Origin of the sequence: Rhodoferax sp. (assembly GCF_034519335.1) — a bacterium.
Lineage (GTDB): Bacteria > Pseudomonadota > Gammaproteobacteria > Burkholderiales > Burkholderiaceae_C > Allorhodoferax.
The window spans coordinates 92793-112425 of sequence record NZ_JAXHOL010000030.1 but is presented as its reverse complement, the minus strand read 5'-3'; the positions used below and the strand labels follow the sequence as shown (position 1 = coordinate 112425).

Below are 19633 nucleotides of genomic sequence, written 5' to 3'. Positions count from 1 at the left end.
ATGAATTTAGGAGCAAAGCCTGCGCTGTCTCTGACCGGACGGGCCTTGCGCCTGCTCAGCACCCGGGAGCATTCCCGGGCTGAGCTGGAGCGCAAGCTGGCGCCGCACGCAGAGGAAGAGGGCGCCGTGGCCAAGGTGCTGGATGCTTTGCAAGCCAAGGGTTTCATCAACGAGACCCGGGTGCTGGAGTCGGTGGTGCACCGGCGGGCGGGCAAGCTGGGAGCGTCGCGCATCAAGCAGGAGCTGCAGGCCAAGGGGCTGGAGCCCGAGGCTGTGGCCGAGGCGGTGCAGGCCCTGCGTGCCACGGAGCTGGAGCGGGCCCGCGAGGTCTGGCGCAAGAAGTTCGGCAAGCCGCCCGCCGATGCGGCGGAGCGTGGCAAGCACATGCGGTTTTTGGCCAGCCGCGGCTTTGGCGGCGACATCATCCACAAGGTGGTGTCGGGCGCGGAAGAAGATTAACGCCGTGCAATCTAGGGCCCGGTTTCAGCGCTGGGCCGCCCCAAGCTGAAACGCGCCCCCTTAGGGGGCAGCGACCCGCGCAGCGGCGGAGCGTGGGGGCTAAGTTTACAAGCCGAGCATCAGTTGCAGGTTTTGCACTGCGGCGCCACTCGCTCCCTTGCCCAGGTTGTCCAGGCGTGCCACAAGTACGGCATGGGCAAAGCCGTCTTTGGCGGCGTCATTCGCAAATACTCGCAGTTCCAGCTTGTTGGTGTCGGCCAGGGCTGCTGCGTCCAGCTTCAGGTCCGGTGTAACAGGCTCCACGGTGACCCAGGTGCTGCCTGCGTAGTGTTGGGCCAGCGCGGTATGCAGGTCCTGTGCCGTGGGTTGGCCGGGCAGCGTGTCCAGGTGCAGTGGCAGCTGCACCAGCATGCCCTGCTTGAAATTTCCCACCGAGGGCACAAACAGCGGGCGCCGTGTCAGGCCCGTGAATTTCATGATTTCGGGGATGTGCTTGTGCTTGAGTCCCAGCGCATACAGCTCGTAGGGAGCGGCAGTGCCTTGTTCGTACGCTTCGATCATGGTGCGTCCCCCGCCCGAGTAGCCGCTCACTGAGGGCAGGCATACGGGAAAGTCGGCGGGCAAGAGGCCCGCATCCACCAGCGGGCGAATCAACGCAATGGCGCCGGTGGCGTAGCAGCCAGGGTTGCTGACGCGGCGGGCGTTCACCACGGCATCGCGCTGACCGGCGGCCAGTTCGGGGAAGCCATAGACCCAGCCGGCAGCCGTGCGGTGCGCGGTGGATGCGTCGATGATGCGCGGGCCGGGGCGTCCGGTCTCGTTCTCCAGTCCGTCCACCATGGCCACGGTTTCCAGTGCGGCGTCATCGTGCAGGCACAAAACCACGAGGTCGGCCTGAGCCACCAAGGCGCGTTTGGCTTGCGGGTCTTTGCGCAGTGCGGGGTCAATGCTGAGCAGTTCGATCTGCGGCATGGCCTGCAGGCGTTCCCGAATCTGCAGCCCGGTGGTGCCAGCTTCGCCATCAATAAAGATCTTTTTCATCCGATTTGTCATTCGTCAATTAGGGGAAGATGATGGGCAGTCAAGATAGGCAGTGCCTCGCAAACCCACAGGCTGTAAGCCTCGCACAAGTATTGTGCATCGCACCATGATACAGTCGCAGGCTGATGTGTCCAGTGCCATGCGCTCGCAATTTCATGTTGCGGCATGGTGAAAATTGTCCAGTCCAGAGAGAGACGTCATGAAGATTCACGAGTACCAAGGCAAGGAAATCTTGCGCCAGTTCGGTGTGCCGGTGCCCCGCGGCATCCCCGCTTTCACAGTGCAAGAAGCGGTGGAAGCCGCTCAAAAGCTTGGTGGCCCAGTCTGGGTTGTCAAGGCACAAATCCACGCCGGTGGCCGTGGCAAGGGTGGTGGCGTGAAGGTGGCCAAGTCCATCGACGACGTCAAACGCCTCGCTGGCGACATCTTGGGCATGCAGCTCAAGACGCACCAGACCGGCCCTGAAGGCCAGAAGGTCCGCCGCCTCTACATTGAAGACGGCGCTGACATCAAGAACGAACTGTATGTGTCGCTGGTGACCGACCGTGCGACCCAGAAGGTGGCCCTGATCGCGTCGAGCGAAGGCGGCATGGACATTGAGGAAGTGGCCCACTCCACGCCCGAAAAGATCGTGACCGAAATGATCGATCCTCTGACCGGCATCACTACCGAGCAGAGCAAAAAAGTGGCCGCAGCCATTGGTCTGACCGGCGCTTCCATCGACCAGGCCGTAGACATCTTCGCCAAGATCTACAAGTGCTACATGGACACCGACGCGTCGCTGGTGGAAATCAATCCGCTGAACTGCGACTCCAAGGGCAATTTGATGGCCTTGGACGCCAAGTTCAACTTTGACTCCAATGCGCTGTTCCGCCACCCCGAAATCGTGGCTTACCGCGATCTGGACGAAGAAGACGCGGCCGAAGTGGAAGCTTCCAAGTTCGACCTGGCCTACATCTCGCTGGACGGCAATATCGGCTGCTTGGTGAACGGTGCTGGTCTGGCCATGGCTACCATGGACACCATCAAGCTGTTCGGCGCTGAGCCTGCCAACTTCTTGGACGTGGGCGGCGGTGCCACCCCCGAGAAGGTGACCGAAGCTTTCAAGATCATGTTGAAGAACGACAAGGTCAAGGCCATTCTGGTCAACATCTTTGGCGGCATCATGAAGTGCGACACCATCGCCACCGGCGTGATCACAGCTTGCAAGGCGGTGAACCTGTCCGTGCCATTGGTGGTGCGCATGAAGGGTACGAACGAAGAGCTGGGCAAGAAAATGCTGGCCGAATCCGGCCTGCCCATCATCAGCGCCGACAGCATGGCTGAAGCGGCTCAAAAAGTTGTCGCAGCAGTGAAAGGCTAAGGAAACATCATGTCGATCTTTATCAATAAAGACACCAAGGTCATCACCCAAGGCATTACCGGCAAGACGGGCCAGTTCCACACTGAAAAGTGCCAGGAATACGCAAACGGCAAGAACTGCTTTGTTGCCGGCGTGAACCCCAAGAAGGCGGGTGAGTCCATCTTCAACATCCCGATTTACGCCTCCGTCAAGGAAGCCGCCAGCGACACCGGTGCTACGGTGTCCGTGATCTACGTGCCACCCGCAGGCGCTGCTGCTGCCATCTGGGAAGCCGTGGAAGCCGATCTGGATCTGGCGATCTGCATTACAGAAGGCATTCCTGTGCGCGACATGCTGGAAGTGCGCAACAAGATGAAGGCCAAAGAAGCCGCCGGCGGCAAGAAGACTCTGCTGCTGGGCCCCAACTGCCCTGGCCTCATCACCCCTGACGAAATCAAGATCGGCATCATGCCCGGTCACATCCACCGCAAGGGTCGCATTGGCGTGGTGTCCCGCTCTGGTACGCTGACCTATGAAGCCGTGGCGCAACTGACCGAAATCGGTCTGGGCCAATCGTCTGCTGTCGGCATTGGTGGTGACCCCATCAACGGCCTGAAGCACATCGACGTGATGAAGGCGTTCAACGACGATCCCGATACCGACGCCGTCATCATGATTGGTGAAATCGGTGGTCCGGACGAAGCCGAAGCAGCCCGCTGGTGCAAGCTGAACATGAAGAAACCCATCGTGGGCTTTATCGCTGGTGTGACTGCGCCTCCCGGTAAGCGCATGGGCCATGCCGGTGCCTTGATCTCTGGTGGTGCAGATACTGCAGATGCCAAGCTGGCTGTGATGGAAGAGTGTGGCTTCAAGGTCACACGCAACCCATCCGAAATGGCCAAGCTGCTGAAGGCCATGCTGTAAGCGTGGTGCGATGGACAAGGTCGGCGTGCTGACCTTCACACAAGCCGGATGTCCTGAGGGACAATCCGGCTTTCGTATTTTGGATTGCATCTCCCTGTACAAGGATTACCGTGGAAGAATTTCTCACAGCACATTTCTGGATTGCCGTCGGTCAAATCATCATGATTGACATTTTGTTGGGTGGTGACAACGCTGTGGTGATTGCTCTGGCGTGTCGCAAGTTGCCTGCACACCAGCGACTCAAGGGTATTTTGTGGGGAACTGCTGGCGCCATCGTGCTGCGCGTCGTTTTGATCGCCTTTGCCCTGACCCTGTTGCAAATCCCATTCCTGAAGCTGGTTGGCGCAGCACTTTTGTTGTGGATCGGCGTCAAGTTGTTGGCACCCCATGATGAAGACGAGCACTCCAATATCCAGGGGAGTGACAAGCTCTGGGCGGCGGTTAAAACGGTCATCGTGGCAGATTTGGTGATGAGTGTGGACAACGTGATTGCCATCGCAGGAGCTGCTACAGGGGCTGGTAGTGATCATCAGTTGCCATTGGTGATCTTTGGTTTGTTGGTGAGTATTCCCATCATCATTTGGGGTAGCCAGTTGGTCCTCAAATTGATGGACCGCTTTCCCCTCATCATCACCGTGGGCGGCATGCTTTTGGGCTGGATTGCAGGCACCATGGCCCATGGCGATCCGGCCATGAAGGATGTTCTGCCGCAGTCAGCGGTCTGGAGCTACGGTTTGGGCGTGGCTGGGGCTTTGCTCGTGTATTCCTTGGGCTATCTCAGCCGCAAGCGTGCGGCAGCCGGTGCTGCGTAACAAGCGCACCTTTCATCGCGCTGGTTTTCCTCTCGTCAAAAAGCGAGTTGCGAACGGATTGATCGCCTTGTGAAAGGGCGTTCTGTCTGATACTGTTACAACTTTGCGGTACCTCGGTTCAGGGGATGCGCGACGCTTACGTGGCCGATGAATATCGGCCTCACACAGGGTGAGGGGTGGCGAGTGGCGAAACGTTCTTCAAAGTCGCAGGTGTTTTGGCGTTCCGACTGGTTTGCCGGCATCGCCGCGGTGCTCGCCGCGGTGGTTCTGCATATGGCAACCGACTTTGTTGGAACCCTGGAGCGCCGTTTTTACGACTTTGCCAGTACAAGCACTTCGCGTCAGCCATCGGACCGTATCGCCGTCATTGCGATCGATGACCAAAGCATCGCAAACATTGGTCGCTGGCCTTGGCCTAGAGACGTGCATGCCAAGCTGATTGACCAGTTGGCAGCTGCGAAGGCAAAAACCATTGCACACACTGCGTTTTTTATTGAGCCGCAAGTGGATCCGGGTTTGCAGTTCATCCGAAAAATGAAGATGGCGGTTGATTCGCCTGCGGATGGCAGCGCTCCCAACCCCCAACTGGTGCAACTCATCTCTGAGGCTGAGCAGGCATTGGATACAGATGCCAAGTTGGCAGCCAGTGTGCAAGCTGCGGGCAATGTCCTTTTGCCCTCGGTATACGTTTTGGGGGAGCCGCAGGGGCGACCCGATGAGCCTTTGCCGCCATATTCCGCGAAAAGTGCATTGGATGAAAACAGTGGGTACTCCATCTTTGCGCAGCGTGGCCAGCAACCACTGGAGGCTTTGGGCAAGGCCGCGGCAGGGGTTGGACACTTGAACCAATTTCCCGATGTGGATGGTGCAGTGCGCCTAGAACCCCTGCTGGTGAATTTTTATGGGAAAGCGATTCCGTCCATGGCGCTGTTGGCCGCCGTTAACAGCTTGAACTTAAAGACGGAAGATGTTCGTCTCAATCTGGGTGAATCCGTTCAGATCGGCCGTTTGCGGGTCAAGACAGACGAAGCTGCCTTGATGCTTCCACAGTTCTACAAGGGCGTTGACGGCAAACCAGCGTTTGCTGTGGATTCTTTTTATGACGTTTTGACCGGGAAAATTCCAGCCAGTAAATACACGGACAAGATTGTGATTATTGGGGCGACTGCTGCAGGGGTTGGCGTGCAGTTCCCTGTGCCCGGGTATGCATCACTCTCTCCCGCAGAGACCATTGCGCACATCACTTCAAGTATTTTGAGCGAGCACTTTATTGTTCAGCCGAGCTGGGGGGTGTGGGCCAGTTTGGGAGCTTTTTTATTGGTTGCTGCCTATATCGTGTGGGTATTGCCCAAAATTACGGCTGGTACTGCAGCTGCGCTGACGCTTGGTGTTTTTGTCGGCTTGCTCGTACTGGAGTTCGGGTTGCTGTCTGGTGCGGCCACTTGGATCAAGCTGGTTTTTCCCGCTGCAGTGCTGGTACTGGGGCACTTGGCCTTGACCACAAAACGGTTCCTGATAACCGAAGCGGGTAAGGTAAAGGCGGATGAAGAGTCGGCAGAAACCAACCGGATGATGGGCTTGGCCCTGCAGGGCCAGGGTCAACTCGATATGGCATTTGATCGCTTTCGCCGTGTGCCCATGGGCGATGCCGTGATGGGGAATTTGTACAGCTTGGCGCTGGATTTTGAACGCAAGCGGCAATTCAACAAAGCGGAGTCGGTTTATGAACACATGGCGGCATTTGACCCATCCTACAAAGACATCAAGACCAAATTGAGTCGTGCCAAAAACTTGTCGGAAACAGTCATACTGGGCAGTGGCGGTCATCCGGGTGGAACCATGCTTCTGGATGGAGGCGCCGTTGAAAAGCCGATGCTGGGCCGCTACCAAGTAGAGAAAGAACTTGGCAAGGGGGCGATGGGGGTGGTCTATTTGGGCAAAGATCCCAAGATTGGGCGGGTCGTTGCCATCAAGACCATGGCCTTGAGTCAGGAGTTCGCCGGGGAGGAGCTCACAGATGCGCGCGAGCGTTTTTTCCGTGAGGCGGAAACCGCAGGGCGTCTGCAGCACCAAAATATCGTCACTATCTTTGATGCGGGTGAGGAACATGATCTGGCCTACATTGCCATGGAGTTTCTCAAGGGCCGCGACTTGGTTGACTACTGCAAGGCGGGCAGTCTGCTGCCAGTGCCTCTGGTTGCCAGCATTGTGGCAAGGGTGGCTGAGGCGCTGGATTACGCGCATAAACAGATGGTGGTGCACCGAGACATCAAGCCAGCCAACATCATGTACGAACGGGACAGTGACACTGTCAAGGTAACCGACTTCGGTATCGCCCGTATTACAGATTCCAGCAAGACCAAAACTGGTTTGGTTTTGGGCACGCCAAGCTTCATGTCTCCCGAGCAGCTGGCTGGTAAGAAGGTCGATGGGCGTTCGGATCTCTATTCCTTGGGGGTGATGCTTTTTCAGATGTTGACTGGAGTGCTCCCTTTCCGAGGGGATTCCATGGCCGAGTTGATGTTCAAGATTGCCAATGAAGAGGCGCCAGATGTGCGTGTTATTCGGCCAGAGTTATCTGCAGAGTTGGCTCGCATCGTTGCTTTGATGTTGAACAAGCGGCCCGAGCTGCGGTACCAAGATGGAGCGCACGTGGCTATTGATCTGCGCAGCGCGATGCCTGGCGGAGCCCTGCTTTCGTCCGCGCAAGCCAATCCGGAGCCAGATACTATGACAACAAAACAATCTGACTTTGCCGCAACCAATCCCAATTCAACGGCAGTATTTGACCGCACCGTGACACAAACAGCGGCGCGGGCTGATGGCTCTTCCCTTTCTGGGTCTACCGATATAGAAATTTGATTGCGCCAATGATGTACCAGTTTTGTGCCCAAACGGACCCGGGTCGTGCCAGAGATAACAATGAAGACTCCGTTGCTTTTGAAGAAGGCGCTAGGGTGGCCGTGTTAGCCGATGGCATGGGGGGATATAACGCGGGTGAAATCGCCAGTGGAATGGCAACCGCGTTTATAAAGTCTGAACTCAGTCGCTGGCTGGTGGAAGCGGGGCCCACAGCACAGGCCAAAGAGGTACGCCGTGCGATGGAGATCTGCGTTGACAACGCAAATTTAGCGATTTTCAACTCTGCCAACTCCAATGCAGCCTACGCGGGAATGGGCACTACCTTGGTAGTCGGCGTTTTTCGGGACGACCGATTACTGCTCGGGCATATTGGTGACTCCCGGTGCTATCGGTTGCGCGGCGGTTCGCTGAGCCAAATTACGAAGGACCATTCTTTGTTGCAGGAGCAAATTGATGCGGGCCTGATCACTACGGAGCAGGCTGCGACCTCCTCCATCAAAAACTTGGTAACCCGCGCATTGGGTGTAGAGGATGTGGTTGCGCTTGATGTCAACGAACATGTGGTTGAACCGGGCGACTTGTATCTTATGTGCTCAGACGGTCTCTCGGATATGGTCACAGATGAACTAATCGCTAGAATCGTGAATGAGGACGCGGGCTTGGACCAAAAAGCAAACCTACTGATTTCTGCCGCCAATGAGAATGGTGGGAGAGACAATATTTCGGTGTTGATGGTCTTGGTGAGCGAGGCAACAGAGCGGCGCGGTTTATTTGCCAGGCTGCTAGGGAAGTAGAGTACTGAGATTTTCCACAAACCAATTACAGGAAAAGGAGTCGATCATGCCGAAAATGATCGTTTCGATCGATGAGGTCGTGATCAAGGAAGTTCAGCTCACCAAGGACCGCACAACGCTAGGGCGCCGTCCTTACAACGACATTGTCATTGATAACTTGGCGGTGAGCGGTGAGCATGCCGTACTGTTGATGACCGGTGGTGAGGTGTTTTTGGAAGACCTCAATAGCACCAATGGGACGTACATCAACGGTAAGGCCGTGAAAAAGCAGCAGTTGCAAAATGGCGACGGCATTGAAATCGGCAAGTACAAAATCAAGTTTGTTGGTGATGGAGCTGCTGAAAACTTTGATAAAACCATGGTGGTACGGGCCCGTCCCGCAGTAACACCCCAGAGCGCTCCGGCATCTGGTTACCCAACAGCTGCTGGCGATTCCATGGGTTTGGGCGCATTTCATGCTGCGATCAAAGTTCTGTCGGGTGCTGCGTCTGGGCGTGAGGTTCCTCTGACCAAGGTGGTGACGACAATAGGCAAGCCGGGGGTGGCTGTCGCTGCGATCACCCGTCGGCAGCATGGCTACGTTGTTCATCATGTTGAGGGTGCAGGCAACCCAACCTTGAATGGCGCGCCTATTGGCTCCGATCCTATTTCTTTGAAAAACGGTGATTTGGTAGAGCTTGCCGGCACACAAATGCAGTTTGTGCAATCCTGATTGACTGGCCAGCAGTCGGCCAGACAGCTTTCCAACTCTGATATCGGCTGGCCTTTTATGAAATCCATCGCAAAACACTGGCGGCGTATTGCGGTCACGCTTATACCGGTCCTGTTCGCGTTGTTGCATGCCATTGGTGTTGCCCGAGTGGGGGTACTGCAACGTTTGGACGACATCATCTACGATACGCGCCTCCAAGCCACCATGCCCCGGACCTTGGACGATCGCATTGTCATCGTAGATATTGACGAGAAAAGTTTGGCGGAACTTGGCCGATGGCCTTGGGGGCGCAATAAGTTGGCGGAGCTTGTCGACACCCTGTTTCTGGATCAACAGGTCGCCATTCTTGGCTTCGATGTAGTGTTTGCAGAATCCGATGAAAGTTCAGGCTTGGCACGGCTAAACCAGCTGGCCAACCAGGAATTGAAGGATTACCCCGGGTTCTCCGAACGTCTCAAGCAGCTGCAGCCGGATTTGGACTTTGATGCAGCGTTTGCAAGGTCCATTGCCAATCGTCCTGTCGTTATGGGGTACTACCTGACCAGTGATAAGGAAGGGCGTTCAAGTGGCGTACTTCCCGCGCCAGCATTGCCGCAAGCTGCTTTGCAAGGTCGCTCCATCAAGGCGACTTCTTGGACAGGTTATGGCGCCAACATCGAGCAATTGGCACGCGCGGCACCCATGGCAGGCTTTTTCAATTCCATCACGGACGGGGATGGGGTTGTTCGGTCTTTGCCTCTGTTGGCCGAATACAGGGGCGAGTACTACGAGTCCATAGCATTGGCCATGTTTCGCGTCATCACTGGCTTGCCAACGGTAACTCCCGGTTTTTCCAACGAGCGATTTCTGGCAAAAACTTACCAGGGGATGGATCGGGTACTGCTGAAACAGGGGGAGAAAGCGCTTGCAATTCCCGTGGATGAACGTGTTGCCACGTTGGTGCCATATCGCGGATACGGTGGCGTGGCCGGTGGATCTTTTCGTTACATATCTGCGGCAGATATCGTCAATAAGCGATTGCCAACGTCCTCTCTCCGGGGGAAAGTTGTGCTGCTAGGTACAACAGCGCCCGGCCTACTCGATCTGCGAGTTACTCCTGTCGGGGAGACTTATCCTGGGGTTGAGACGCACGCCAACATTATTTCGGCGCTGCTGGACGGCAGTGTGTTGGTGAAACCAGACTATGCGGTGGGTTATGAGGTCGTTATGGTTTTGCTGTCCGGCTTGTTGCTGGCCATTGGGCTGCCCCTCTTGTCAGCGCCCCGGGCTGTGCTGCTCAGCGTGACCGTCCTCACCGTGCTGGTGGCGATGAATCTGTGGCTTTATTTGGGGTATGGGCTGGTTCTGCCCTTGGCGTCGGTTTTGGTAATGGCAATCACTGCATTTGGCTTGAACATGAGTTACGGCTACTTTGTTGAAAGCCGCTCCAAGCGAGAATTGGCTAATTTGTTTGGGACCTATGTGCCTCCGGAGCTGGTGGACGAGATGGTGAAGGACCCAGACAGTTACAGCATGCAGGCGACCAACCGCGAGATGACAGTAATGTTTTGCGATATGCGCGGCTTCACCAAAATGTCCGAGCAAATGGAGCCTACGCAGTTACAGGCTTTGTTAACCGGTGTGTTCAGTCGTTTAACTACCTTGATCCGCGCCAATCGAGGGACTATCGACAAGTACATGGGGGACTGCGTCATGGCTTTTTGGGGGGCGCCAGTGGAAACGGCTGAGCACGCCCATTTGGCGGTGAAGTCAGCAATGGAAATGGCAAATGCAGTCCGGGAAATCAACGCCGAGCACCGGGCGAATGGACTGCCAGAGATTGGTATTGGCATTGGCTTGAATACGGGCACGATGTGTGTAGGCGACATGGGCTCGAATATTCGGCGTAGCTATACCGTCATTGGTGATGCTGTAAACCTGGGCTCCAGGCTTGAAGGGCTCTCCAAGGTCTACGGTGTGGACATCGTAGTGAGTGAGGGTGCTAAAAAAATGGCCCCCGACTTTGCCTGGCAAGAACTGGACAAGGTGCGCGTGAAAGGCAAGGAGCAGGCTGTGTCGATCTATTGGCCTTTGGCGCCCTTGGCACGCATCACTCCGGAGGTCGCTGACGAAGTCAAAACGTGGACTGCGTTTTTGCGTGCTTACAGAGCGCAGAGCTGGGATCACGCCGACGTGCTACTGATCAACTTAATGCGCATGAATGCCAAAAAATACCTTTACCAACTGTATTCTGAAAGAGTAGCCTCTATGCGATTGCTGCCATTCGATCCCGAGTGGGATGGTGCAACCAACTTCGAAACCAAATAAGGCGTCACCTGTGAAAGTCCGAGTGCTGGGATGTTCCGGAGCCATTGCCAGAGACTGCAAGACCACGTCCTTTTTGATCGACGGTCAAATTCTTGTCGATGCAGGAACTGGGGTGGGAGACCTGACGCTGCAAGAAATGGTGGCTATTGACGGAGTCTTTTTGTCACACTCCCATTTAGACCACGTGGCCGCGCTGCCGTTGATGGTGGACGCAGTCGCGTCCCAGCGGACCCGCCCACTCAATATTTACGCTCTGGCTGGGACTATCGCGGCGCTCAAAGCACATATTTTCAATGATGTAATCTGGCCAGATTTTTCGCGCATTCCCAGCTTGTCTGCCCCATTTATTCGGTTTGTTGAGGTTTCTGTGGGCGAACGCGTACGCTTGTTTGGAAAGACCGTCGAGGTGTTACCTGCAACCCATACTGTGCCCGCAGCAGGATTCGCGGTGAATGCTGGAGCGGGCAACTGGATATTTACGGGCGATACCGAGCGCAATCCAGCGTTGTGGGCACGTATTAACCAATTGCCTGTGTCTATGCTGGTTATCGAGACCGCTTTCAGTAACCGTGAAAAAGAGCTGGCGAAAAAAAGTTTGCACCTTTCGCCACATTCCTTGTCACAAGAGCTGGATTGCATTGCCAAGGGTGTGCGTTTTCCTATTTTTATTACCCACACCAAACCTGCTGAAACGGAGTTGATCATGGCCGAGATACAGCGCTTTGATCAAACACAACCTTTCGGCCCCGATGTCACCCATGACATTCGTTGGCTGCGTGCAGGGCAGGAGTTCGACATATGAGTTCAGTCATACAGCCCGCTGGGGCAGAGCTAGCCTTTTTTGAATCGCAAAAGCTACCTTCCAAAAAGAGAGGCATGACATTTGAGGCGTTGTTCTACCGTCAACTCCATCAAGTGACCGCGCGGATTCATGAAACAGAAAATGTCGAGCAAATCATGCTCGAAACCAGCCAGGAGATATGCAAGCTCTTGAATGCAGATCGGCTGACCTTGTACGCCGTGAGCGAGGATCAGACCTCTATCGTGTCCAAGATAAAAACAGGCTTGAACAGCAGCAGAGACTTAAAACTGCCTATCTCACCTCAAAGCTTGGCTGGTTACGCTGCGTATAGCAAAGCTGCGCTCAATTTGAATGATGTATACGACGAAGAAGCCTTGCGGCGCATTCACCCTTCGTTGTCGTTTCTGAAAGAAGTAGACAAACGCTCCGGCTACCGGACCAAGCAAATGCTGGTTGCACCCATCATGGATGGCCCCAATTTGCATGGGGTGTTGCAGGTCATCAATAACAAGAATGACGAACCATTTGGGGATCTGGAGGTTGACGGAGTCACTGAGCTATGCAAGACGCTGGCCACCGCGATTCGCCAACGCCTCAAAAAGGCTTCCGATAGTGGTGGTGTCAAGAAGGCAAGCAAGTTTGACGGACTTGTCGCAGATGGGTTGTTGACCGAACCAGAGTTGCGCACCACGATTGAAGAGGCGCGAGCCGAGGGTTTGTCCATTGAAGCGGCGCTGATATCTGGCTTCGGGCTCAGTCCCGCGCTGCTGGGCGCTGCGCTCGCCAAATTCTTTGGCGTCGCTTACGAGCCTTTTAATGCGGGCCGTATCCGGTCTGAAATGTTGCACGGCGCGCTCAAGCGAGAGTTCATTGTCGAGCAAGGGTGGATTCCGTTGGAGGAGTCGCCCGAGGGGCTGGTAATTATGTGTCTGGATCCCGAGGCCGTAAGAGGCTCTCGGGTGGTCCCTCAGGTCTTTCCTCGATCAAGCAAATTTGCTTATCGGGTCACGACACAAACAGAATTCAAAGACACCTTAGCCCAATTGTTTGGTGCCTCGGTAGACAGCAGCACCATTGACCAGCTTTTGGCCGATATGGATGGCGCGCCGATTGATGATGGTTCCAATGATGACTCACTGGAGTCTGCAGCGGCCGACAATGAGCTAGTTAAGTTTGTCAACAAAGTGATCATCGACGCCTATAACCAGAAGGTTTCTGATATTCACATTGAGCCCATGCCTGGCAAACTCAAAACCGGAATACGGTTTCGCATTGATGGAACTCTTGTGCCCTATGTAGAAGTGCCCGCACACTTTCCGTCAGGCCATGGTCACGCGCCTCAAGATCATGTGTGACCTGGACATTTCGGAGCGTCGCAAACCCCAAGACGGAAAAATCAAGTTCAAGAAATATGGCCCGCTGGATATTGAGTTGCGTGTCGCAACTATCCCGTCTGCCGGTGGTGTGGAAGATGTGGTGATGCGGATCTTGGCGGCGGGAGAGCCCATTCCGCTGGAAAAACTTGGCCTCACGGCGCACAACAAAGCGCGGCTAGAGGCCACAGTCAGCAAACCCTATGGCTTGTTTTATGTATGCGGCCCCACAGGCTCAGGCAAAACAACCACGCTGCACTCGATCCTCAAGTTTTTGAATACGCCAGACACCAAAATATGGACCGCAGAAGACCCGGTCGAAATTACCCAAAAAGGGTTGCGGCAGGTGCAAATCAACAAAAAGGCGGGAATTGACTTTGCCCTGGTGATGCGAGCCTTCTTGCGCGCTGACCCGGACATCATCATGGTGGGTGAGTCCCGGGACAAAGAAACGGTGTCCATGGGGGTGGAGGCATCTTTGACCGGCCATATGGTGTTTTCTACGTTGCACACCAACTCCGCCCCAGAATCCATCACCCGCTTGCTGGACATGGGCATGGACCCCTTCAACTTCGCCGATGCATTGCTGGGTATCTTGGCACAGCGACTTGCAAAGAAGTTGTGTGACTGCAAACAAGCGTATGTTCCAGATGCCGAGGAATTACGGTTGTTCGCGGCCGAATACGCCGAAGAACTTACGCCACTCCCAAGCATGGAAAGCAGACTACGCTGGCGAATCCCAAAAGATGATGGACAAATGGCTGCAAACCTATGGAGAAGGCGGCCAGCTCAAGTTGTACAAAGCAGTGGGCTGCGACAAGTGCAACAAGACGGGCTACAAAGGCCGGGTTGGCTTGCACGAGCTGATGGTGGCGGACGACGCTGTAAAGAAGCTTATTCAGGAGCGCGCGCGCGTGGCGGAGCTGTTTTCCGCTGCCGTGGAGGGCGGTATGCGCACCCTGAAGATGGATGGCATGGAGAAGGTCATGATGGGGCTGACGGATCTCAAGATGGTCAGGCAGGTGTGTATCAAGTAATTGATACGCTAAGAACGACCAAAATGTAGCGAAAAAGACATGGATGACTTCGTGCGCCTTTTGTTATGCCGTTGATTGACAATATTGTTCTTTTTTGCCTGCTTTTGTCGCCTTTAAGGTTGGCATGAAGTGTGCTTGCTTTGCAAGCCTGTTCTTATTACTGGAGTTCAACATGAAACGTGCTTTGCAGAAGGGTTTTACCCTAATCGAACTGATGATTGTCGTTGCAATCATTGGTATTTTGGCAGCTGTTGCTTTGCCTGCATACCAAGACTACACAGTGCGCGCTAAGATTTCCGAGGTTATCTTGGCTGCGTCGCAATGCCGAACCAGCATCTCTGAAATTGCGCAGACGGCTACTAATCCCACTTCGCAGTTTGTTGCTGGCAACTGGGGTTGTGAGACATCTCAAGCTGCCGGTAACGTTGCACGTATTCAGACCAGTGCCACTGGCGCCATTCGGGTGAATAGTAACCTTGCGTCGGGTCCGGGCGCCTTAATTCTTGCCCCGGCCACGCCGCTCAACGCTGTTGGTACTGTGCCAGCTTGGATTTGTGGTCCTGCTTCCGCGACTGTTGCAACTGCTGTAAATGCGACTGGCTCCGCCGGCATCAACCCGAAGTACCTGCCAGGTTCTTGCCGCGATACGACGGTTGCAGGCACGTATGGTGGTGGTACATTTGCTCCGTAAGCGCATCGGCTGAATGTAACCAAGGGGCTCTTCGAGCCCCTTTTACTTTGGGAGTTCGATTTGGTTGCAAATGCATTGGCCCTCTTCATATTGTTTTTGTCTTGGGTCATCCCGGATCATTTTCCGCCATGGACCTCATTCCATACGGAGGTGCCGGCCTTTGCTGCCGCTGTAATTGGAGTAATGGGCAACTGGCGCAAGAAGCCATTAGCTGACACCTTGCCAGCAGGCGTTGGTGTGCTTCTTCTTCTTGCATTAACAGCAGTCGTGCAAGGTGTAACCTTTCAATCGGTTTTTCTGGGTGATGTGCTTGTTGTGATTGCGTACCTGGGTACTATGGCTTGCGCTTGGTTGTGGGGCTTTCAATGGCAGAAAAAAAAACTCGCGTGCTGAGGTCTTGGAGTCGCTGTGTTTGCTGTTGATTTTTGCCGGGTTGATCAGTACTTTTCAGATATTGTCGCAATGGCTCCAAGTAGAGTCTGCGATGAATGACTGGGTATTGGAGGGGCTACCCACCCGAGCCGTCCGCGAGCGAATGTCGGTCAACCCAATCAAGCTGCAACATTGCTCCTCATGGGGTCAGTGGGGGTAGGTGTATTGTTGCAACGCGCAAGAGTTGGAGGGTGCGTGGCATGGAGTATCTTGGCGGTATTGGGCTTAGGCATAACCTTGACCCAATCGCGAACTGCTTTGCTGGCTGCTCTTTTTTTGACGATTGCTTATCACTTGTTAAGCGGTCCTCCGCAAAATAACGGCTTGAATCGTCGCGTCGTGTGGCGCTGGTTGATTTTACTGCTAATTACAGCATGGTCATTTCCATATTGGGCTGAGAGCCAGAGTGTTAGCGCAATAGGTCATGATCGGATGGTCAGTGCAGGCACTCGGCCGTTGATTTGGAGGCAACTGACAACAGCCTTGATTCAACACCCTTGGGTAGGTTGGGGCTGGCTGCAGGTGGCGGCTGCCTTGCAATTCGGAGCGCTGGCGTTTCCGGGAGCTGAGCAAACGAATTATGCGCACAATATCGTGCTTGATCTAATGTTGTTTGTCGGGATGCCGATCGGAGTTGTGATGCTTGCGCTTACTGGCTGGTGGGTATGGAATAGGGCCCAGCAGAGCAATGGTAAGGTAACGGCGAAATGTGGATTATTTCTATTGATTCCACTTGCCACACATGCGCAATTGGAGCTTCCTCACACTTACGCTTATTTTTTAGTTGTCGCTGCAGTATTGTTTGGTGCTATTGATGCCGAAGCCGAAGCCAATGTCGATAAGTCAATACTGGCAATCAAAATTTCTAACTGGGCGATTCCGGCATTTTTATGTTCGTGGATTCCATTTTTGCTTGCTATGGGGTACGAGTACTCGAAGGCAGAGGAGGATTTTCGTATTAACCGATTTGAAAATCGAAGAATAGGAGTGACTCCAGTAGAGTATGAAGTTCCACGGCTTTATTTGCTAACACAGTTGGATGGAATTCTGCGCGTTATGCGCTTACGTGCGGAGCCTGGAATGTCGAACGGAGATGTGGACTTGTTACTCAGAATGGCCGAACGGTATACATGGGCGCCTGTTCAATTTCGTGCTGCATTGGCGCTTGGACTCAACGGTAGGCCAATTGAGGCAAATGAACGGTTGCAAGTAATTAAAAGCCTTTTTCATGACGATATATATGCGGAGGCTAGTGAGAACTTCAAACAGTTACGAGACGATAAATATCCGGAACTCGTGAGTGTATCAATTCCTTGAAGTTGTAAAGTGTGTCGTCCTACTGCCTCTTCGCGTCGTTTTGTTTGAAATATCCTTATGAGCCCAATGTCTTTTTTTTCTGATTCGCCAGAATATTGGCGTGATCGATGCATTGCTAGCGCGATCCATCTGGGCTTGAGCTTTTGTATTGCTGCAATGGCTGCATTACTAGTGTTTGGCATTTTTGGTATCCGTACCCTTATCGCGAGATTTCTGGCGGGCGTGAGTTGTTCGTGCTTGTAGTAACTGTCGACATATTCCTTGGGCCGTTAATAACTTTGGCTGTGTTCAATCGCCGGAAATCGCCTATCGAACTTAGGCGAGATTTGACCGTGACTGGTCTCCTTCAGTTGGCCGCGTTGGGCTATGGTCTGTGGACCGTCGCTGTCGCCCGCCCTGTGCATATGGTGTTTGAAATCGATCGATTTCGAGTGGTGCAGGCGATTGATGTGGATGAAACCTTGTTGTCGCAAACGCCAAAGTCGGTCCAAGCCCTTCCAGTTGCGGGTCCGACGTTGCTTGCTGTACGCCATTTCAAAGACGATAAAGAGCGTATGGAAGCTACCCTCGCCGCGTTGCAAGGAGTGTCCTTAGCATCTCGTCCAGATCTCTGGCGACCTTATGAAGAGGCGACTGCCGACGTTCTGAAAGAGGCAAAGCCTGCGATTCATTTACTGACGCGATTTCCGGCGAACGTTGCAGAGATTGAATTGGTCTTAGAAAAAGTTGGTCGGAAACCCAGCAATGTTGTTTACTTGCCTTTGGTGGGGAGAAAATCATTCTGGACCGTATTTTTGGATCCTGTGACAGCTCAGGTCCTGACGACCATGCCGCTTGACTCCTTTTAGTCCCATACGGCAGGAAAATCACCATTTTTCAAGTGAAATATTCTCACGTCGTATTACTTTGCTTAGGAGCTTTGCTTGTTCCCAATGCCTTGGCGCAACAGGTATCTGCTCTGAGTGCAAGTTCCCTCCCCAACCTCGGCGACACCGCCTCCATCACCCCCGCCGCCGAGCGCCGCCTGGGTGACCGTATTGCCCGCGAGCTGTACCGTGACCCGGATTACCTCGACGATGCAGTGATCGGCGAGTATGTGCAGGGCATCTGGTTGCCATTGATGGCCGCTGCGCGAGCGCGAGGTGAGTTGCCGCCTGAGTTGGATGCGCAGTACGCGTGGAAGGTGCTGCTGGGACGAGACCGTTCCGTCAACGCATTCGCTTTGCCTGGCGCCTACTTCGGGGTCCATCTTGGGCTGGTGGGCGTCGTCTCCAGCAAAGACGAGCTGGCCGCTGTGCTGGCCCATGAGCTGAGCCACGTGACACAGCGTCACATTGCCCGATTGATCACCCGCCAGAATGAGCAGACGCCTTGGTTGATTGGCGCCATGATTCTGGGGGCAATGGCCGCCAGCAAGAACCCTGGTGGAGCGAATGCGGTGATTGTGGGGGGGCAAGCAGTGGCGGCACAAACCCAGCTTAATTTTTCGCGCGACATGGAGCGTGAGGCGGATCGGGTCGGCTTTGGCATTGCGGGCCAGGCCGGGTTTGCGCCGCAGGGATTTGTGTCGATGTTCGAAAAACTGCAGCAGTCCACCCGCTTGAACGATTCTGGTGGTTTTCCCTATCTGCGCAGTCACCCCTTGAGCACGGAGCGCATGGCGGACATGCAAGCCCGCATCCCCAGCCCAATCAGTTGCAACTTCCGCAGCTCCCTCGATGGCTGAACACGCCTTGATTGCTGCCCGGGCGCGTGTGCTGTCCAATCCCGCGGTCGATGCTTTGCGCTACTGGATTGCAGGAGGCGGCGCCAGCCCGACTGGAACGCCAGCGGAGTTGCCCAGCGGGCTGCCGTTTTGTATGCCGCCACCCTTGCTGCTTCCCGTTTGCGATCTTTCGATCAAGCGGAAGTTTTGGACCAGCGCCTGCGTCAGGCCGTTGGCAATGATGCGACTGGCGGCTCGCCAAGTTCGCCTCTTGTTGGCAGAAGTAGCCTTGGCCCGAGGCAATGCCGCGCAGGCCTTGGAGGAGTTGGGGCCGCAATCAACAAGCAACAGCCGTGCTGAATTGTTTTTGAAGGTACAGGCGCAGCTGGCGCTGGGACGCGCAGACACCGCATCCCAAAATTTGCAAACCTGGCTCGCGGATAACGTGGGCGATGCCCAAGCTTGGCAATGGCTGGCCCGCAGCGCCGCCGCACAAGGTCGCACTGTCGCCTCCATCAGGGCTGAGGCCGAAGTGAATATCGCGCAATTGGATTACGCCGCTGCGTTGGCCCGTCTCAAAGCCGCGCAAGACATGGCCCGCAATGACTCCCAAGCAGGCGACCACTTTGAAGCGTCCATTGTGGACACCCGGGCGCGCCAAGTGGAGCAGTTACTTCGAGAACAGGCGCTCGAGCGCTGATTCAATCACCATGCCCAGCAGGGTGTAGATCAGTGAGCCTATCAGTGCCGCTGTAAACCCCTGCACATGGAAGCCGTCCAGCACGCCGGCGGCAGACCAGAACATCAGTGCGTTAATGACAAACAGAAACAGGCCCAGTGTCAGCACCGTGAAGGGCAATGTCAGCACCACCAGCAGGGGGCGCACCACCGTGTTGAGCAAACCAATTACAAATGCGGCGATTAACGCGGCGGTAAAGCTCTTCACTTCCACGCCGCTGTAAAGATGCGCAACGGCCAGCAAGGCGGTTGCGCTCAGAATCCATTTGATGAGTAGCTTCATGA

At 54.9% G+C, this 19633-nt stretch carries 19 protein-coding genes; 17 read left to right on the top strand and 2 right to left on the bottom strand.

All coding sequences use genetic code 11. The annotated features are described in order from the left end of the window. Positions 1 to 459, top strand: coding sequence for a recombination regulator RecX (gene recX / locus U5O12_RS13445; RefSeq protein WP_322579130.1), 459 nt, complete (start codon positions 1 to 3; stop codon positions 457 to 459). A 105-nt stretch (positions 460 to 564) separates the two neighbouring features. Here recX and argC read toward each other — a convergent pair whose 3' ends face one another. Continuing rightward, entirely contained in the window at positions 565 to 1500 is a 936-nt protein-coding gene (argC, locus tag U5O12_RS13440) for an N-acetyl-gamma-glutamyl-phosphate reductase (protein ID WP_322579129.1), read from the bottom strand. Between the two features lie 199 nt (positions 1501 to 1699). On the opposite strand from argC, the gene sucC reads away from it, so the two are divergent. From sucC to U5O12_RS13360, 16 genes are all read left to right on the top strand, one after another. Beyond that, on the top strand, positions 1700 to 2863 hold the full coding sequence (gene sucC, locus U5O12_RS13435; RefSeq protein WP_322579128.1) for an ADP-forming succinate--CoA ligase subunit beta: 1164 nt from the start codon (positions 1700 to 1702) through the stop codon (positions 2861 to 2863). A gap of 9 nt (positions 2864 to 2872) precedes the next feature. Further along, a complete protein-coding gene (gene sucD, locus U5O12_RS13430; RefSeq protein WP_094481373.1) occupies positions 2873 to 3766 on the top strand; it encodes a succinate--CoA ligase subunit alpha in 894 nt (297 codons plus the stop codon). Between the two features lie 110 nt (positions 3767 to 3876). After that, on the top strand, positions 3877 to 4578 hold the full coding sequence (locus U5O12_RS13425; RefSeq protein WP_322579127.1) for a TerC family protein: 702 nt from the start codon (positions 3877 to 3879) through the stop codon (positions 4576 to 4578). A 183-nt stretch (positions 4579 to 4761) separates the two neighbouring features. Further along, on the top strand, positions 4762 to 7440 hold the full coding sequence (locus U5O12_RS13420) for a serine/threonine-protein kinase (protein ID WP_322579126.1): 2679 nt from the start codon (positions 4762 to 4764) through the stop codon (positions 7438 to 7440). An 8-nt stretch (positions 7441 to 7448) separates the two neighbouring features. Beyond that, a complete protein-coding gene (locus U5O12_RS13415) occupies positions 7449 to 8234 on the top strand; it encodes a Stp1/IreP family PP2C-type Ser/Thr phosphatase (protein WP_322579125.1) in 786 nt (261 codons plus the stop codon). 46 nt (positions 8235 to 8280) lie between these two features. Further along, on the top strand, positions 8281 to 8946 hold the full coding sequence (locus U5O12_RS13410) for an FHA domain-containing protein (RefSeq protein WP_322579124.1): 666 nt from the start codon (positions 8281 to 8283) through the stop codon (positions 8944 to 8946). A 57-nt stretch (positions 8947 to 9003) separates the two neighbouring features. Continuing rightward, positions 9004 to 11253 carry an adenylate/guanylate cyclase domain-containing protein gene (locus tag U5O12_RS13405; RefSeq protein WP_322579123.1) on the top strand — a complete coding sequence of 750 codons (2250 nt, stop codon included), beginning with the start codon at positions 9004 to 9006 and terminating at the stop codon, positions 11251 to 11253. A 10-nt stretch (positions 11254 to 11263) separates the two neighbouring features. Further along, positions 11264 to 12055 carry a 3',5'-cyclic-nucleotide phosphodiesterase gene (locus U5O12_RS13400; protein WP_322579122.1) on the top strand — a complete coding sequence of 264 codons (792 nt, stop codon included), beginning with the start codon at positions 11264 to 11266 and terminating at the stop codon, positions 12053 to 12055. Further along, entirely contained in the window at positions 12052 to 13410 is a 1359-nt protein-coding gene (locus U5O12_RS13395; protein ID WP_322579121.1) for a GAF domain-containing protein, read from the top strand. The genes U5O12_RS13400 and U5O12_RS13395 overlap by 4 nt, the downstream gene beginning before the upstream one ends. Continuing rightward, the gene (locus U5O12_RS13390) at positions 13403 to 14494 is read left to right on the top strand and encodes a GspE/PulE family protein (protein WP_322579120.1); all 1092 of its coding nucleotides are present in this window, start codon (positions 13403 to 13405) and stop codon (positions 14492 to 14494) included. Before U5O12_RS13395 ends, U5O12_RS13390 begins: the two co-directional genes overlap by 8 nt. A gap of 65 nt (positions 14495 to 14559) precedes the next feature. Further along, positions 14560 to 15156 carry a pilin gene (locus U5O12_RS13385; protein WP_416221489.1) on the top strand — a complete coding sequence of 199 codons (597 nt, stop codon included), beginning with the start codon at positions 14560 to 14562 and terminating at the stop codon, positions 15154 to 15156. 60 nt (positions 15157 to 15216) lie between these two features. Beyond that, positions 15217 to 15549: a hypothetical protein gene (locus U5O12_RS13380; protein ID WP_322579119.1), complete on the top strand. Its 333-nt coding sequence runs from the start codon at positions 15217 to 15219 to the stop codon at positions 15547 to 15549. 234 nt (positions 15550 to 15783) lie between these two features. Continuing rightward, on the top strand, positions 15784 to 16905 hold the full coding sequence (locus U5O12_RS13375; protein WP_322579118.1) for a PglL family O-oligosaccharyltransferase: 1122 nt from the start codon (positions 15784 to 15786) through the stop codon (positions 16903 to 16905). 143 nt (positions 16906 to 17048) lie between these two features. After that, the gene (gene tfpZ / locus U5O12_RS13370) at positions 17049 to 17753 is read left to right on the top strand and encodes a TfpX/TfpZ family type IV pilin accessory protein (protein ID WP_322579117.1); all 705 of its coding nucleotides are present in this window, start codon (positions 17049 to 17051) and stop codon (positions 17751 to 17753) included. Between the two features lie 71 nt (positions 17754 to 17824). Further along, positions 17825 to 18631, top strand: coding sequence for a M48 family metalloprotease (locus U5O12_RS13365; protein WP_322579116.1), 807 nt, complete (start codon positions 17825 to 17827; stop codon positions 18629 to 18631). Further along, complete coding sequence (locus U5O12_RS13360) at positions 18624 to 19310, top strand: hypothetical protein (RefSeq protein WP_322579115.1); 687 nt, start codon at positions 18624 to 18626, stop codon at positions 19308 to 19310. Before U5O12_RS13365 ends, U5O12_RS13360 begins: the two co-directional genes overlap by 8 nt. On the opposite strand, the gene U5O12_RS13355 is transcribed toward U5O12_RS13360, so the two are convergent. Continuing rightward, entirely contained in the window at positions 19281 to 19631 is a 351-nt protein-coding gene (locus U5O12_RS13355; protein WP_322579114.1) for a phage holin family protein, read from the bottom strand. The genes U5O12_RS13360 and U5O12_RS13355 overlap by 30 nt on opposite strands. Between the last annotated feature and the right edge of the window lie 2 nt (positions 19632 to 19633).

Excerpts from the sequence above, each read along its gene's own strand:
- recX (WP_322579130.1), top strand. The coding sequence starts at position 1 with ATGAATTTAGGAGCAAAGCCTGCGCTGTCTCTGACCGGACGGGCCTTG.
- argC (WP_322579129.1), bottom strand. The coding sequence starts at position 1,500 with ATGAAAAAGATCTTTATTGATGGCGAAGCTGGCACCACCGGGCTGCAG.
- sucC (WP_322579128.1), top strand. The coding sequence starts at position 1,700 with ATGAAGATTCACGAGTACCAAGGCAAGGAAATCTTGCGCCAGTTCGGT.
- sucD (WP_094481373.1), top strand. The coding sequence starts at position 2,873 with ATGTCGATCTTTATCAATAAAGACACCAAGGTCATCACCCAAGGCATT.
- U5O12_RS13415 (WP_322579125.1), top strand. The coding sequence starts at position 7,449 with ATGATGTACCAGTTTTGTGCCCAAACGGACCCGGGTCGTGCCAGAGAT.
- U5O12_RS13410 (WP_322579124.1), top strand. The coding sequence starts at position 8,281 with ATGCCGAAAATGATCGTTTCGATCGATGAGGTCGTGATCAAGGAAGTT.
- U5O12_RS13405 (WP_322579123.1), top strand. The coding sequence starts at position 9,004 with ATGAAATCCATCGCAAAACACTGGCGGCGTATTGCGGTCACGCTTATA.
- U5O12_RS13395 (WP_322579121.1), top strand. The coding sequence starts at position 12,052 with ATGAGTTCAGTCATACAGCCCGCTGGGGCAGAGCTAGCCTTTTTTGAA.
- U5O12_RS13390 (WP_322579120.1), top strand. The coding sequence starts at position 13,403 with ATGTGTGACCTGGACATTTCGGAGCGTCGCAAACCCCAAGACGGAAAA.
- U5O12_RS13360 (WP_322579115.1), top strand. The coding sequence starts at position 18,624 with ATGGCTGAACACGCCTTGATTGCTGCCCGGGCGCGTGTGCTGTCCAAT.
- U5O12_RS13355 (WP_322579114.1), bottom strand. The coding sequence starts at position 19,631 with ATGAAGCTACTCATCAAATGGATTCTGAGCGCAACCGCCTTGCTGGCC.